Here is a 16,918-nt window from a genome sequence, read left to right on the forward strand (position 1 = left end):
CTGCTGATGATTCCCTATTTTTTGTTCACCTTCGCATACCATTCCTGAACGCGCTTCGTAACGGCTTCGCCGCCTGATTTATTCCAGCGGTCCACGAATTCGTCGAACTTGTCCAGAGGCCAGTCGCCGATGACGATTTTGGTCAAATATTCCTGGAACAGCTTGTGGGATTGAATATCCGGATAGCCTTCATAGACGGTGTTCGGAAGTCCGTCTCCCGCGATGCGGCGGGCGTCAGCCGTATTGACAACAAAGATATCCTGAACCATCTTCTGCATATTCTCCGGAACCGTTTCCTTAATACGGATATCCATATCTGCTTTTGTCGTCAAATTCTTCATGCCGAGTGCGAGCGGCCGGCTGTCCTCAGGAGGAAGAAGCACCTTCTTGCCGTTCTCCACTTTATGCTGTAAGCCCTCGATACCGAACCGGACGAAATCGTCATTCTTCTCATCATAGAAGAAGTCAAGCAGCTTCAGGGAAGCCTCTGCTTTGCCTTTGGCCGCCGCCGGGATAATCCACTCCGGTTCCCCCATGCTCTTCTGGGTAACAAAGCCTTGGAAGCCTTCGGCTTTAGGCACCGGCATTCCCACGATATACGCATCCGGTGCCCCTTTCAGCATAGCGGTGTAACGATCGCGTACGTTGGCTGGAAGATGATACCAGCTGCCGACCAGGTTGTTATTGATTTTAGCCTGCCAAACGTCACCTTTGTTCAAGAAAGTCTCGTTGTCGAGGAGCTTCTCCTTATAAAGGTCGCGAATAAAGGCAATAGCAGCCTTCATGTTCGGTGTCACGCCGGCATATTGAATTTTACCGTCATAAATATCCCATTCCGGACTTCCTTCCCACATCGCAACGCCATACATTCCGAAGAGATGATCCATCCATTTGCCGAATTCACGTCCGGAGGTCGGGAGCTCGTCCTTCTGGCCGTTCCCGTTCGGGTCCTTGTCACGGAAGGCTTTCAGAACCTCTTTGTATTCCTCCACCGTCTTCGGCATCGGTAAGCCTACCTTGTCCAGCCAGTCCTTGCGAATCATCGGAGCGCGCTCCGGCACCAGGAATACCTTCGGCACGTAATAAATATGTCCATCCGGCGAAGCCGAGCGTACGATATCCCAAGCTTCCTTCGGAATGTTCTTCCATACATTCGGGGCGTATTTCGGCAGCAAGTCATCCAGAGGCAAAGCGCCGCCCTGCTGAATCAGCGTCTGCTCGACACCGCCGATCGGACGAAGAATATCCGGCAGGTCATCCGATGCTATCAGCAGATTCAGAAACTCCGTAGGCTCCGAGCCTGGAGGCGTAGTGATCAGCTTATACTCCACGCCTGTCTTCTCGGCGACATATTTCACATGAGCGTTGTTGCTGTCCGGGATGGTCCCGACCCCCATATGACTTTTGAACACTTTGACTTGTACGGGCTTGCCGTCCTTAGATTGTGAAGCAGATGATTTCTCCCCTGCATTGGAGCATCCGCTGAGCGCGGCTGCCGTGACGAGCGCGATCAACGCGGACCATGTCGTCGTTTTCTTCAGCACATGTTTGGCCATGCTGTTGTCCTCCCTTTTCTTTATGTTCTATATATCAAGCTGAGCATGAAGCTTAATATCGCATTGTGTTACTCTTTGAGCGACCCCAGCATGGAGCCTTTGACAAAGTACTTCTGCAAATAAGGATATACCAGGACGATAGGAATCGTCGCGAACAATATAGTGGCGGCCTTCAAGGTAGTTGTATTGAAATCATAGTCACCCAGGAACATGTTGACGGCAGCCAATTCCTCGGGAGAGGTCAGATAAGCGCGTAGCTTCACCTGAAGCGGCCACTTGTCCGGGTTTCGAATGAACAGAACGGCACGCTGGAACGTATTCCAATACCCGACGGCATAGAATAAGCTTACTGTCGCCAGGACGGGCTTGGACAGAGGCAAATAAATCCGGAATAATACCCCTCCGTCATTACAGCCGTCAATCCGGGCCGAATCATACAGCTCCGCGGGAAGCCCCATAAAGAAGGTTCGTATGATAATCATATTGAAGGTTCCTATCAAACCCGGAAGAATCAAAGACCAGAGCGAATTCATCATGCCTAGCTCCCGTACCGTAATGAAAAACGGAATGAGCGGCGCGTTGAAAATCATAGTAATTATGATGCCCAGCATGATCGGCTTGCGGATAAGAAACTCCTTATGGGACAACGGGTAGGCCATGAGCACGGAGAACAGCATACTGAGCAGCGTACCCACGACGGTTATATATATGGTGATGCCAAAGGCCGTCCATAACCCTTTATTTTGCAAAATATGGCTCCAGGATGCCGTTGTGAACTCGACAGGAAGTAAAAACACCTGCTTGGAATCTGCGGCAATGGGCGAGCTGAAGGATACAGCCAACAGATTCAATAAAGGAAACAGCATCGTCGCCGCAGCGGCTGTAAGCAGCAAATAGTTGAATACTTGAAATATTTTTTCTCCTAAGGTTTGTTTCATTACCATAACCCCTGTTCTGTTTTTCGCGCCATCCGGTTAAAAATCCACAGCAGCACAAACCCGATGACGGATTGAAATAATCCAATGGCGGTCGTTACGCTATATTGCCCCTGCAGAACCCCGGCCCGGTACACATACGTTTCAATGATATCACCGACCGAATAGGTCATTGGCGTTAACAGGTTGTACATCTGATCGAAGCCAAGCTCCAGGAAGTTACCGATATGCAGCAGGAAGAGGACCAGGATGGTCGGGAACATGACCGGAAGCGTAATATGAATGGTTTGCTTCCAGCGGTTCGCTCCGTCCATGACCGCCGCTTCATACAAGTTCGGGTTAATCCCTGCGATCGCGGCCAGATAAATGATCGTCCCCCACCCTATTTCCTTCCATATACCGGATATGACGACGATAGTGCGGAAGTAAGCTTGCTGCTGCATGAACAGAATCGGTTCAAAGCCGAACCAACCACGAATCATATTGACTACGCCCTGGGAGGACAGCAGTTCAAATACAATCCCTCCCACAACAACCCACGACAGAAAATGCGGGAGATAGAACAAGCTTTGAATCACCCTTTTGGCCATCATAATTCTTAGTTCATTCAAGAGCAGCGCCAGGATGATCGGTGCCGGAAAACTGAACAGCAATTGATAGAATGCGATGGTTGCCGTGTTTCTTAATACAAGGTAGAAATCCTGATACGTAAAAATAAACTTAAAGTTGTCCAACCCTACCCAAGTGCTGCCTGTTATTCCTTTTAATATCTGATAGTTTTGGAACGCTATCACACTTCCCGTCAGCGGCACGTATTTAAATACAATGTAAAAGAGCACGCCGGGAAGAACCATCAAATACAGCATCCAATGTCTTTTTACATTGGTCAGGAAAAGATTCAAATAATGATATATCCTGTTTGCTGGCGCTTTGGTGGATCTGGTATTCGTTTGAGTATATGCTTCTGCCACCACCACAACCTCCTTCGTTAGTCGTTACCGACATCATACCGTCCCATGCCTGGGGGGACAATCGTTCATTCCTCTATCGCATGCACAAATCCGCTATCCTCAAGCCATTGTCCAATTCGTGTGCGGCATGTCGGAATCATTGATGAGTCATGGGGCCAAAAAGCGCATAAAACAAGGAAATACCGCTTTCCAATGGAGGAGCGGTTGGTTGCGTGGCGGATTGGTTGGTTGCATTTTGGTGAATCGATATGGGGAATTAGCCTTCTGTTGGAGTGCAAAAAAGTGCAAAACAAAACGACCGCCCCCGATTGGTGTCGAAGGGCAGCCGTTATGCTGAATCTGAGCCGCTTGCTTAATGATCAAAGATGAGATCACTCCTCTTTACCTCTTTGGTTGATAAAGAAGGATACATCGTATAGATTCATATTCAAAAAATTATATCGCAGCCGTGCCGCTTATAACGGAAGCGACAGCACGCTTCCAGCCATCGTAGTAACGGGTCCGCTCGTTCTGCTCCATTTGCGGTTCGTAGGTTCGGGAATCCCTTCGGTTTCTTACTATATCCTCCAGTGAGGTCCAGTAGCCTACAGCAAGCCCTCCCATGTAGGCAGAGCCCAGCGCGGAGAGCTCGGCAATACCGGACTTCCGCACTCGTTTCCCCAGCATATCCGCTTGAAACTGCATCAGCGTACCATTATTCGAGGCGCCCCCGTCCGCACGCAGCTCGCGAAGATCCATGCCTGATTTCGTCTGGAGCAGCTCGACGGCATCGCACACCTGATAGGCGATGCTCTCCAGCGCCGCGCGAATCATATGGCCCTTACCCGTTCCGCGATTCATTCCTGTAATGGCGGCTCTTGCATGCGGCTTCCAATGAGGCGCCCCCAATCCAACAAAAGCGGGAACCAGATACACACCATCGTTAGCGGGGGTTTCGGCCAGTAGCTGTTCCATTTCATCAAAGGTTTGGAACAACCCCAGATTATCCCGGATCCACTTGATGCTGTCGCCCGATGTCCGGATAACGGCCTCCAGAGCATACGTCACGCCGCCTCCCTGTCCCCAGGCAATGGCTTGCACCAGGCCGTCGCTTGCCGGTGCAGGCGTCGGACCTACATTCATCAGCACCGACGTTCCGGTCCCGTAGGTGGCCTTGGCCATTCCCTTCTCAAAGCACAGGTTGCCGAACAACGCAGCTTGTGAATCGCCGATTAAGCCGGCAATAGGAATGCCGTCTGCAAGCGATCCTGCCCCGCTCGTATAACCGAAAATGACGTCTGATGGCCTCACGGCCGGTAACAGGCTGGCAGGCACACCGAACAGCCTGCACAAATCTTCATCCCACTGCAAAGTATGAATGTTAAAAAGCGACGTTCGGCTCGCATTCGTATAATCCGTTGCGTGAGCCGCCCCGCCTGTAAGCTTCCACAGCAGCCAGCTGTCGATGGTTCCCGCAAGCAAATCCCCGGCGGCCAGCTTCTCCTGCGCGCCTTCCGTATGCTTCAATATCCAGTGCCATTTCGTCGCGGAAAAATAGGGATCCAGCATAAGCCCGGTCCGTTCCATCACGATGCTTTCATGCCCTTCCAAGGTTAGACGTTCACAAATCGCTGCCGTTCGCTGGCATTGCCATACGATGGCTCGGGAAATCGGCATCCCCGTCCGTTTATCCCATACAACAGCCGTTTCACGCTGATTCGTTATCGTGACCGCCGCTATCCGTTCGGGCCCGATGCCTACTTTGCACAGTACGTCCGCCGAGCATTTCAGCACCTGATCGTAGATTTCCAGCACGTCATGCTCCACCCATCCTGGTGCAGGATAATATTGTGTGTGCTGGGAGGTGCTAACAGCTGCGATACAGCCCTCCCGGTCCACGATCAATGCTTTGGTGCCGGACGTGCTTTGATCAATAGCCAGAATGTAGTTGTCCATTGGGGGTCACCTTACCGTTCCATAAGCTCAAGCGCCGCCTTCTTGAGGCCCTGCACGCTGATTCCGTAATGCTCGAATACCTCCGAGGTTTTGCCGGCAATAGCGGGCTCGTCGGGAATGCCGATGATCCGCATCGGCACCGGATGGTTCTGAATAACCACTTCAGCCACGGCAGCGCCGAGACCTCCATGAATGCTATGCTCCTCGACCGATAAGATGCGTCCTGTCTCCCGGGCTGCCCGAAGAACCGCTTCCTCATCAAGCGGCTTGATCGTATGCATGTTTAGAACGCGGCAGGAAATCCCTGATTCCTTCAAAGCCGCCGCCGTATCCAGGGCTACGCGAACCGTCTCCCCTGAAGCGATGAGGGTCAGATCCGTGCCCTCTTGCAGTGTGACGGCCTTGCCGATCGTGAACTCGTAATCGTCCGATTCGTATACATCCTCTACCGGATTCCTCCCGATTCGGATATATGCGCCTCCCTTGTAGCCGACAAGCGCCTCCGTCATTCGTTTCATCTCATGCCTGTCGGCCGGCATGAGCACGGCAAGCCCCGGAATGGCGCGGGTGACCGCAAGATCCTGCACCGAATGGTGCGACATTCCGAGAGCGCCGTAGCTGATGCCGCCGCTAATCCCTATAAGCTTCACATTCGTTGCCGAGTAAGCCACATCCACTTTGATCTGCTCGATGCTGCGCATACTGAGAAAGCATGCCGGTGAGGTGACGAACGGCTTCTTGCCGCTGTGTGCGAGACCGGCGGCAATGCCGACGATGTTTTGCTCGGCGATGCCAACCTCGACAAATTGCTCCGGATAGGCGCTCGCAAATGGCGCCATGGCGGCAGAGCCCCGGGAATCGCTGGCAAGCACCATAATGTCCCGGTCCTGCCGGGCCAGTTCAAGCAAGGTCTCGCATAGAGCTTGCCGATTAGGTATTTTATTGGCCATGGCTCTGCACCTTCCCTTCCTGCTTCAAGCTGTCCAACTGAGCAGTCAGCTCAGCCAGCGCCTTCTCCAGCTCCTCGTCATTGGGCACATGATGGTGCCAATACGGCACATTCTCGGCGAACGATACGCCTTTTCCCTTTACGGTGTTCGCCAGGATCAGCGTCGGCTTGCCTGCTGCGGACGGAGCTGCTTCCAAAGCCTCAACCAGCTCCCCCATATGATTGCCGTCAAGAGAGACGACGTTCCACCCGAAGGCCACCCATTTCTCATCGAGCGGGTCGAGTCCCATAACCTCCTCTGTTGAGCCGCTGATCTGGAGCCGGTTGCGGTCTACAATGCCTACCAAATTATCGAGCCTGTAGTGCGCCCCGGCCATTGCCGCTTCCCATACGGAGCCCTCGGCCTGCTCCCCGTCGCCCATCAGGCAGAATACGCGATATGCCCTTCCGTCCCGCTTGGCAGCCAGCGCCATGCCTACGGAGATTGCGAGTCCATGACCCAGCGCTCCTGTGTTCATTTCGATGCCGGGCACCTTATTGTTGGGATGACCGATAAGCTGGGTCCCGAAACGGCTGAAGGTACTTAAATCCTCCTTCGGAAAGAAGCCGCGGTCTGCCAAAATGCACCATATAGACTCCACCGAATGTCCCTTGCTCGCAACAAAACGGTCGCGGTCGGGATGCTTCGGATCTGCCGGGTCCACCTTCATAACGCGATAATAAAGTGCGGTAAGAATATCCGTATTGCTGAGGGATCCGCCCGTATGCCCGGTTTGCGCCCCGTGGATCATACGAAGCAAATCCATGCGAATTTGGATGGCTTTTTCCTGTAGCTCCCTTATGTCCATAGCCATCCTCCTTTACAGCCCCGAACCGCGGAGCCAGGCCTTGATTTCCTGCTCGGTCGGGTCAACCGGATCCGGCGTCAGACCCGGAATATACTGACAGGCCTCATATAAGGCCGGGATTGCATTCGCATGAATGCCTACGGAATGATGGACGTAAGGCCCTTTCACCAATTTTTCCTCCCATAACGGCCAATCGTTGACCTCAACCCACACATAGGAGCCTCTAGTGTAGGGACCCGAAATCCCGCGTGCCTTGCCAAGGAACAGCTGGTATTCGCCATGATCGCCGTCGAATCGCGCCAGCGTCATAGAGCCTCCCTTGATCTCGCCCTCATGGGTTCCCGGGGAATGGTCATCGAACAGAAAATGCTTTCTAAGCTTCGGCTTCTCCTCCACACTCAGGGATACCGGGAAATTGCCGCAATGGAAAAGCAGCTCCCCGTTGGGATTCTCGGGATGCCGAACCGTCAGATCCGCGAAAAAGGTAGGATGCTGGTTCATCGTCGCCGCCTGCACCATGACGGAGGTAATTGCGCCGTGAATATCGGTCTCACAGGTGACCGGAATCTGCTCATCGGTCAGTATCGCATTTGCGAGACAAGGCATAATGCCCATAGCATCCTGCAAGGAGGACCAGCACTGGATAGCTATGGCCGAGCTGCCTGTCTCCGTCGCAAGCTGCTTCATGGCCACCTTAAGGGCAGCGATCCGTTTCACATCCGCCTCCGTCACCTCCGACCAATCCAGCTTAGCTTTAATAAGATCCACAGCCTCGGCAAGCTCCGAGCTGTTACCGCTTTCAATGCGCTTTGAAGCACGTTGGATATCCACCAGCGTTATCGGATGAATCTCAATGCCAAAGCGCTCCAGCAGCTCACCTTCGTTGCACATCATCGTCCAGAAAGAAGACGGACGGGGACCGATCTGAAGAATCCGCAGACTGCGGAACTGGCGAACCACATTGGCGGCGGCGATAAAATTGGTAAAGCCGCGCTCGAAGACAGGGTCATCCACCCTGCAGTTCGTCACATAGGTAAAAGGTACATTGAACCTCCGCAGCACTTTGCCAGTGGCAAAAAGGCCACACTGCGTGTCACGCAGACGCATGCCATCTTCGAGCGGGGATTCGTCCCTTGGCCCCCACAAAAGCACCGGCTTGCCGAGCGCCTTCCCGACCCTCGCCACCGTATCCTCGGTACCAAAGTTGCAATGCGGGAAAAATACCGCGTCCACATTCTCCTGGCGGAACCGCTCCGCAATCTGGTCGGCATTAATGTGGTCGTTGTACAGAAGCCCTTCCTCATTCAGACCTTCGAGATCGACAATATCAATGTCCATGCCGAAGCTTTCTATTTTCTCCTTGATCAATACTTTGTAACGAAAAGCATCCTCCGCACTGAATACAAACCGGCGCGTAGGCGCGTACCCCAGCTTAAGCTTCTTCATCCCTGCACCCTCTCCCAATGAAATTATAAGGAATAAAATTACCACTAAACAAACTAAACATTTTACTAAATTAATCAGGTAATAACTATAATTTGTTTATGTTTAACTATAAAATATCATCAAAATTTTCCATGGTCAACCCTATTTTTAGTTGTCGTTTAGTCGTTTTCACTTTAAAAATCTGCATAATTTTAGTTTATAATCATATTTGTATAGTTTCACTCATAAATCAATAAACTAAATTTGTTTAGATTATTTTCTTGTTACAATAATAATAGGACAGCAAAAAGAGTCAGACGATAATCCGTATCATCTGACTCTTTTTACACTGTCCTATCGAACAACCTGCATAAGTTAACCAGGCGTCTGTGAAGGGGAGTTACTTTCTTTCTATGACAGCAAAGTAATTGTCTTCATGGTCTGCGAAGTTAAATACTCTTCCGGAAGGAATGGTAACGATGTCACCGACTTTTACATTTTTATTGGTCAAGTCGGCATGCAATTGGTCCAGATTTTCCGTGAAAAACATTAACGAAGGTGTCCCTAGATTTAACTCGGGCGACATTTTAGCAACAAACTCCTTACTATGAAGCACGATTGTTGTTTCGGCTCCCTCCGCCGGAGCGATTTCGATCCATCTCATGCCTTGACCGTTATTTTCCTCTGACACGACTTTAAACCCTGCTTTTTCCGTCCAAAATTCCACAGCATCGTCCTGGTTGTTTACATACAGCATAATTTGACCGACTTTACTAATCATGAATATCACTCCTTGTCTAAAGTTTACCAAAATTCAGGTACCCTTAAACCCTTCCAATGATAAGGCGTAAGGTTATCGGGCAGAATCGTTCCGCTTGTCTTACTGAAAATAGAATAGCATGTGAAGAATGCAGTGATTTCTTCTCGATTGCGATTTTTATTTAGAAAAACGAGTTAAGCCCCTCCACAAAATAATCGTAATCCTCATCCGTTATTATTTTCGTGCCATAACCGTCAAAGAACGCACGTTGATCATTGCTGGATTGGAATATATTCGGCTTGGGTCTTACGGCTAAGGACACATCATACCGCGGATCCCCGTAGGCCCCTCCGCTCCAATCTATGATTCCAGCTACGCTGCCTTCATGAACAAGGACATTATCGATTGTAAAATCGCCATGTATCAGTGTCGGCTCCATTTCTTTGGGCCTCTGATGCCTGATTTTCTCGAGTAAAGCAGGGGTACCATCTACCTGATAATGCTTCAAATGGTACTCGGCTTGGGTAAGCATAGCGTCGAGCCAGATCTCGCTTTTCTTAAGCTCATCTGGACAAGGTGTCGAATGGATTTTCTGCAGAATCCTTCCATAAGCATAAATAATATCGTACCTGCGGGCAGAATCTTTCTCATATGTGAGAGCGCTGCGCAAGGTCTCCCCCTGCAGGTATTCCATTAACAGCCAGCATTGAATCCCTTCTTGTTCCCCCGTCTGCATCAAATGATAGACTTTAGGGACTCGAAGCCCTGTTGAAGTCAAACAAGACAAAACGGATGCTTCTCTTTCCAGCCATTCGCTGTATTGCTTTCCTTTGGCTCTCTTTAGTACGGCCTTTCCATGCCTACCGTCAATGATGCCGACATCAGATGTATAGCCCTGCCGGGGAAAAGTAACTCCGTTGATGTTACCCAGCTTGGCCCTGATTTCAAACGGGATTTCTTGCCCGGAAATTGGCGGCATTCATCTTTCCTCCCTCTGGAATTCATTCTAATTAGAGCCCGGCAGGAATTAACCGGTCGACGAATCCGAAGCGTACGCCTTTACCGATTCTCTAATGACCAGCTCTGGCGGAACACTCCACCTAATCAAGGCATCTTGGCAATCCAGTGTTTTGTTCAGCAGCTTAATTGCCGCTTGGCACATGCCGTGGACATCTACGCGCATCGTCGTTAAGCCCGGGTTCAAGGTATCGGCCATCTGCAAATCGTCGTAGCCCATAACGGAAACGTCCTCCGGGATGCGAAGATTGGCCTTGCGAAGCAGCTGTATGAGCAGAATCGCCGCGCGGTCATTTCCGCAAAATATTGCGGTCGGCTTGGTCTGCATCCTTTCCCAGTAGCTGCCTATTTCCTCCTCATTGGCGTTGAATCCCTTCGACTCCGTCAAGCACATGGCAGGATCAATCGACAGCCCCGCATCCCGCATAGCCGTCCAATACCCCATCCAGCGCTCTTCGTGGCTGGTCGTCAGGTTGGTTGGCCCGATGAAGCCGATGCGTCGATGACCGCAGCCGGCCAAATAAGTGACGGCTTCGTAAGCACCTTCTATGTTGGCCGAGGTCACAGATGGAGCATTAATTCCGCGGTGGTACGAATCAAGCATGATGAAGGGCTTGCCCTGCTCAGCTACCATCGCCGTATAAGAGCTGCTCACGATGCCGAATAATATGGCGCCGATGAAGTCTATATCGTGAAAAAGATTAGGGAGCTGCAGCTCCTCCTCCATTTGCCCGTCAATGCGTGCAATAACGGCGTTATACCCATTATTACGAATCTCTTTTTCCAGCGTCCATATCAGATTGTGATAGAACAGAAAGTGATCATTATCTTCATAGTTGATGATCCTCTCCGGAACGAGTACCAATATATTTAAAGGCTTCTTGTCTTGTTCGTTGTACTTTCCATAACCAAGCTCCTTGGCGGCTAACCAAATCCGTTCGCGCATTTCTTGACTGACGCCCTTCTTATTCCCGAGAGCAATCGATACGGCATTCTTCGATATTTGCAAATAGTCGGCTATATCCTGCATGGACACTTTTTTTCTGCGAATCATGATTTCCCCCACCCCAAGAATATGGTACAATTCATTTACATATTGCTTGATTTATCAATGTTTTGTCAAGTAATGTAAAGTAAATTGTGGAGGTCATATCATGAATTATGCAATCGGCATTGACATCGGAGGAACCAAAACCGCGATCGGACTCGTCGATTCCACTGGACATATCGAAGCCAAGCGGATTCTATCCACAGAGGGTTCACCGGAGACAATGGTGGGGCGCATTGCTGCCGCAATCCGCGAGCTGTGCAGCGAAGCTTCGGTCGAACCCGCCCATTTACAAGGGATTGGAATTGGCGCCCCAGGTCCGCTGCACCCAGCAAGCGGTTTGATCGTATGTCCGCCAAACTTGCCGGACTGGAAAGGATTTCAGCTCGTAGGCGAGCTGCACAAATATTTCGATAACCCTGTCCTTATGGAAAACGATGCTACAGCCGCGACATTAGCCGAAAAATGGATCGGGGCCGGAAAGGATAGCGATCACTTTATTTACTTGACGATCAGCACGGGAATCGGCGCAGGTATCTACCTGCACGGCAAGCTCATTACCGGCTCAACCGGCAATGCAGGGGATGCCGGGCATATGGTCGTCGACCCTGCAGCAGGACGCTGCTCATGCGGTCAAGACGGATGCTGGGAATTCGCAGCTTCCGGAACGGCCATCGCACGTCAAGCATCCTCCATGCTTGGCCGTCAGGTTACCGCACAAGAGGCATTCTCATTGGCCGAGCAAGGAGACGACTCTATGAGACAGCTGTTTCAAACCATTTTTCGCCAAATTGGTGTTGGCTGTGTCTCATTAATTAATGTATTAGACCCTGAGAAAATCATCATCGGCGGCGGTGTATCCAAAATCGGCGGACGTTTGTTCCAGGAAATTCAGAACTATGTCGCTCTGCACGCACTGAATCCGTCAGGCCGCAATACGCCTATCATTCCGGCGGCACTCGGTCAAGATGCCGGGCTTATAGGAGCCGCAGCACTTATTCACATAGGCAAGGAACCAGGGGTTAGCCCGAAGGAGGAGAGGCTCCAAGAGCGCCCGTCTGTTGAAAAGCAAAACCATCCTCTATTTCTGGAGCCTGTCTTCCAAGAACGAATTTGGGGCGGAACGAAGCTGAGGGATAAGTTTGGTTATGACATTCCCTATGCCAATACAGGCGAATGTTGGGCGGTCTCTGCCCATCCAAACGGTCAAAGCATCGTCCGCAACGGCGAATATCAAGGACTGCCTCTGGGTGAGCTGTGGAGGCGGCATCGCTCCTTATTCTGCGATCCGGCGCTGGTCAGCCCCGACGCGCCGTTCCCGTTATTGATCAAAATTCTCGACGCTTCGGACGATCTATCCGTACAAGTCCATCCTGACGATACTTACGCCGCCGTTCACGAGAACGGAGAGCTTGGCAAGACCGAGTGCTGGTACATCCTCGACGCCGAGCCTGATGCGGAAATTATTTACGGGCACCGGGCACAATCCAAGGAGCAGTTCGTTGAAGAGGTGCGCAGCGGGAATTGGTCCGGCTTACTAACCAGAGTCAAAGTAAAAGCCGGGGACTTCTATTACATCCCGAGCGGAACCCTTCATGCCCTCGGCAGAGGGATCGTTGTGTTGGAAACGCAGCAAAGCTCCGATACTACGTACCGGGTTTATGATTATAACCGTATCGGACAGGATGGGAAGCCGCGTGAGCTGCATCTGGATAAAGCTATTGAAGTGACCAGCGTACCTCACCAAGCGGTAGAGCCTCTTATCCATTCCACCGTTCAGAGGGATTGCGTGCGGACGACAATGATCAGCAACGCATTTTTTACCGTTCAAAAATGGGATATTACGGGAACTGCCCTATTCAAGGAGCCTTCTGACCATTTTCTAATCGTCAGCGTCATCGACGGTACAGGTGCCCTCGAATGCGAGGATACGTTGTATGCATTGCGCAAAGGCGACCATTTCCTGCTTCCGCGAAACGTTGGTCCCTACCGGATCAGCGGCAGGCTCGAGCTCATAGTTTCCGGTCCCGGCGAGAAATAATCCAGCCATCATACATTTTACACCCCCCAAAGTGATGCTTCGGCTTCGAGGCTGATTCGGTACTTGTTCGGTACTTTGCGGGGAGCCCCGAAATTTAAACTATCAACCGCAAACGGACGGCCCTCCTGCTGGAGAGCCGTCCGTTCCTGTGTCATGAATCGAAGCGTGACCCGGTATAAGACGGTACTTTGTTCAAAGTATCCATCTACCGGGTCACTTCACAGAGATTTAATTACTATTGTACGTTAACGGTCACTTGACCAGGCCGGTAGACCGTATTCAGATTTCCTTCCGTATCCGCCGCAAACATTACGGTGCGCTCGCTTTCCAGCTCAAAGGAATAAGCCTTTCCTGTTTTCGGATCACGAACGGCGATTCGTGAAGGATATGCGTATTCCGATACAAAGATGAACAACGCGCCTTGAGCGAAGGACAGCTTCCTGCCGTAGACTCCGGCAAGCTCTCCGCCCTCCAGCCACTCTAGCTCCTCTTGGACATGCGCCTCCTGAAGGGCATGGGCATAGACCGCTTTGATCGCATCCGTCCGATGGTTCAGCTCTACAGGCAGCGGACACCATAACAGAGTTCCTTTCCCGACCGCGACCCTTTGAATTCCGGCTGGACGGGTCGCTTCAACAGGAGTCACCAGCTGTTTGTTCGTATCCGCGATTCTCGCCCCGCCGAAGGAAACCGGTACTAGCTCATCACCGATTTGTACCATCTCCTCACGCAGTACATTCGTCACAGTACCTGCTGGAAGCACATCGGCAAGCCGGTCGACCGGACGCCAGTATTCGTCGAGTCCTACTGGTCCCGTGAAGAGAAGCGTCCCCCCATGAGCTTCAATATGGTGAAGCAATTCCTGCAGCGACGAGCTTCGGAAGTTATGGGCACTCGGCACGATAATCAGCTTCGGCTTGTGCGTAGAGAGCGATGCCAGGTGATATTCGCCGATCCCTCGCGGGTGCACATTCATTTCATAGGCTAACGTACGGATCGTGCGGGTGGTTGCTTCCCCCGCAAGCGGGCGGTTGGAGAAATCATTGGAATAAGGATACACAACAGCAACCTCCTCCAGCTCTCTCCCTGCAAAAAGCTCCTTCTCGCTTTCCATAAACGCGCCGAAATCATAGGACACTTCCGCTTCAGGCTTCTCCGTTCCATCTGCGCGCAAGGCCCCGATGTTGGACTCGTTAACATTATTCATATAAAAATTAATATTCCATATCCATTGAACAGCACCGGCGCCGCCTGTAGAGAATGCATAGGCATATTTTCTTTCCAATATATTGCGAAGCTCGGCTTCGCTGCGCTTCGCGCGGCCGTCCGGCGTTTCTACATACATGATTCCTGTTTCTTGAATCAGGTTCGGCTTATCCGTATCCTTGGCGAATATACCGTCCCAGACAAGATCGTCCATCTTCCACCACGAATGGACGGTTGTATAATCAACCGCTTCCGCATAGAAAAACGGTGAAGGCCGCTGCGCGCCAAGCCCTTCGTCCTGACCGACGGTCACCAGCTGCTTAGGCTGTATTTCACGAATCGTTTCTATTAATTGGGCTGCCCAGCGGTTATGCATCTCCATAGAGAACAGCGTGTAGTCGAGCCATTGACCACTCTTTTTAGGCAATGATTCCGTCGTATTAAATCCGATAAGCTCCGGCTCCGGCAGCTCTGCCGCTTCAAAAGAAGGGAGCTCCTCCGGCGTCATGCTCCAGCGTTCTTGAAGCTGCCGGATGGAACCGTGCCGTTCACGAAGAAATTCGATATAGCATTGGCGTTCAAAGCGGTCACGGCTTGACCGCGGCCCCTGCTGAAAGATCCGTTTCGGATCGAACATCGACGGCTCGTTGATCAGATCCCAATGAACATGCTTGGATTCAGCATGGCGGGAAACGATGGCGGAAATAAAGCGTTTCTGGGCTTCAATGCTTCTTGGGTCCAGATAAGGATTGACGCCTTCCCAAGTCTCCGGTGTAAAGGCAAAGAAATTAAACGTCACTTCCAGATCATAGCGCTTGGCTGTCAGGATGAAGGCATCGATGGCGCGAAGCACTTCCTCATAGGCATGGCCATCCACGAACATGACCTGCCGCCAAGCCGACCAAATGCCTGTACGGATCAGATTGATGCCGGCCCTTTTCATTTGCGCCATATCCCGATCCCATACTGCAATGTTCGGCATAAACAGGAACTTCCGAGCCACATCGCTTGTCATATAGGTCATCCCGACGACCGGCAGCGGCTTCCCGTTCTTCCAGAAGTAATCGCGGTCGCAAGTGATATAGTCACCTTGCTTCAATAGCTCCTCATCCATGCCCCAGAAGCCTTGGCGCAACAGCCTCGTCTCTCCCTCTTCGGATACCGCTTTGCATTCTGCAATATAAAGTCCGGCTTCCAGTGCCGCCGAAACATGCATTTTTACAAACCCAAGCTCCTTGCCTGCCTGAAGCTCAAGCACCTTCTCTTCCAGGCAGTCGAAATCAGCCTCTTCATACGTAAAAGCAGGGTCAGGTTTAACGCATACCGACTCCTTAGCCTTGAGCACTCGAATGTTGAACGTCCATTTCGTTTTCTGTGCGGCTTGACTGCCAAGCTTTTGCGCTTGCAGGGTTAGCGTCGCACGGTCCCCGGGCTCATAGGATGCATAGTTCGATTTGAACCAGAGCTCTGTCACGCCCCGAGCCGTAAACTCAGCCCACTCCCCTAGTGCTTGCGCGCCGCCATGCTGCCAAAAACAGCTTGAAATCTCTTGATGGATAAGAACCCACCGGCCGCCGGCAAAGTCTCCCTTTGTATTCTCCAGAAGCACTGCAGGTGCCGCAACCTCGCGGAGAAGCGGCTCTTCGCCGATGCCCTTCAGCAATGGATAAATATGTGCATCCATAGGTCCTGAGGAACCCAGCTGCCCCGGCTGATCGTCCGTGCGGGTTACATGAAGCACAAGACCATAGGTGGGCGCGACGGTGAACAGCTGCTCCCATCCATGAAATATAGGAATATCCGGGCTGGCGGCCAGCTTCTTGATCGGAGCCGGGTCTACCGGCAAAGCTTCATGAATTTGCAATTGGCGGTGATAGCCCGTTTGCTTCGGTTCACAGACCCACTTCCCATCCTCTTCGTACACCGGTGTCGTAAAGGGAGCGCCGCCAACGGTCAGCAAGCCTTTGCCCCTGCGCAGAAAGGATAATACGTGATTCCAGGCCGCCTTCGGAACATAAGGTCCGTGCAAGTGGATTAACGCATCCGCTTCTTCCAAAGCCTCCGGCAGTCCGGCCGCATCGGTTACCCTATAATTGACCCTGAGCGCCTGGAGCGCCGTTTCATCGGGCCTTTCGCCGGCATATGGAAAGCTTGAATCGTAAAAGACGACTATCGTACTCATTGTGTGTCCTCCAGAATGTGAATAGTTGCTGCGTATTTGTTGCTG

The 16,918-nt window shown here is 51.6% G+C and carries 12 protein-coding genes and 1 pseudogene; 2 read left to right on the forward strand and 11 right to left on the reverse strand.

The features are described from left to right. Positions 1–14: 14 nt before the first annotated feature. The 10 genes from ABEA66_RS22030 to ABEA66_RS22075 form a co-directional block, all read right to left on the reverse strand. Positions 15–1,556 (reverse strand): extracellular solute-binding protein, encoded by a 1,542-nt coding sequence (locus ABEA66_RS22030; protein ID WP_079908902.1) that lies wholly within the window; start codon positions 1,554–1,556, stop codon positions 15–17. Positions 1,557–1,624: 68 nt separating this feature from the next. Beyond that, positions 1,625–2,494, reverse strand: coding sequence for a carbohydrate ABC transporter permease (locus ABEA66_RS22035; protein ID WP_079908901.1), 870 nt, complete (start codon positions 2,492–2,494; stop codon positions 1,625–1,627). Next, the gene (locus ABEA66_RS22040) at positions 2,494–3,357 is read right to left on the reverse strand and encodes an ABC transporter permease (RefSeq protein ID WP_079908989.1); all 864 of its coding nucleotides are present in this window, start codon (positions 3,355–3,357) and stop codon (positions 2,494–2,496) included. The genes ABEA66_RS22035 and ABEA66_RS22040 overlap by 1 nt, the downstream gene beginning before the upstream one ends. 540 nt (positions 3,358–3,897) lie before the next feature. Further along, positions 3,898–5,397 (reverse strand): glycerol kinase GlpK, encoded by a 1,500-nt coding sequence (glpK, locus tag ABEA66_RS22045; RefSeq protein ID WP_079908900.1) that lies wholly within the window; start codon positions 5,395–5,397, stop codon positions 3,898–3,900. Positions 5,398–5,408: 11 nt separating this feature from the next. Then, positions 5,409–6,347, reverse strand: a complete 939-nt coding sequence (locus ABEA66_RS22050; protein WP_079908899.1) for a transketolase family protein — start codon at positions 6,345–6,347, stop codon at positions 5,409–5,411. After that, positions 6,337–7,194, reverse strand: a complete 858-nt coding sequence (locus ABEA66_RS22055) for a transketolase (protein ID WP_079908898.1) — start codon at positions 7,192–7,194, stop codon at positions 6,337–6,339. The genes ABEA66_RS22050 and ABEA66_RS22055 overlap by 11 nt, the downstream gene beginning before the upstream one ends. A gap of 12 nt (positions 7,195–7,206) precedes the next feature. Then, entirely contained in the window at positions 7,207–8,640 is a 1,434-nt protein-coding gene (locus ABEA66_RS22060; RefSeq protein WP_079908897.1) for an L-fucose/L-arabinose isomerase family protein, read from the reverse strand. A gap of 379 nt (positions 8,641–9,019) precedes the next feature. Beyond that, entirely contained in the window at positions 9,020–9,400 is a 381-nt protein-coding gene (locus ABEA66_RS22065) for a VOC family protein (RefSeq protein ID WP_345590820.1), read from the reverse strand. 160 nt (positions 9,401–9,560) lie between these two features. Continuing rightward, on the reverse strand, positions 9,561–10,358 hold the full coding sequence (locus ABEA66_RS22070) for a phosphotransferase family protein (protein WP_345590822.1): 798 nt from the start codon (positions 10,356–10,358) through the stop codon (positions 9,561–9,563). A gap of 48 nt (positions 10,359–10,406) precedes the next feature. After that, positions 10,407–11,450 carry a LacI family DNA-binding transcriptional regulator gene (locus tag ABEA66_RS22075; protein WP_345590825.1) on the reverse strand — a complete coding sequence of 348 codons (1,044 nt, stop codon included), beginning with the start codon at positions 11,448–11,450 and terminating at the stop codon, positions 10,407–10,409. Between the two features lie 100 nt (positions 11,451–11,550). Between ABEA66_RS22075 and ABEA66_RS22080 the strand changes: the two are divergent. After that, positions 11,551–12,435, forward strand: a pseudogene (locus ABEA66_RS22080) (ROK family protein); the annotation flags it as partial. Positions 12,436–12,531: 96 nt separating this feature from the next. Further along, positions 12,532–13,485 (forward strand): mannose-6-phosphate isomerase, class I, encoded by a 954-nt coding sequence (manA, locus tag ABEA66_RS22085; protein ID WP_345590906.1) that lies wholly within the window; start codon positions 12,532–12,534, stop codon positions 13,483–13,485. 235 nt (positions 13,486–13,720) lie between these two features. Here manA and ABEA66_RS22090 read toward each other — a convergent pair whose 3' ends face one another. Further along, the gene (locus ABEA66_RS22090; RefSeq protein WP_345590827.1) at positions 13,721–16,873 is read right to left on the reverse strand and encodes a beta-galactosidase; all 3,153 of its coding nucleotides are present in this window, start codon (positions 16,871–16,873) and stop codon (positions 13,721–13,723) included. Positions 16,874–16,918: the final 45 nt, after the last annotated feature.

The organism is Paenibacillus vulneris (assembly GCF_039543185.1).
GTDB classification, from domain to species: domain Bacteria; phylum Bacillota; class Bacilli; order Paenibacillales; family NBRC-103111; genus Paenibacillus_S; species Paenibacillus_S vulneris.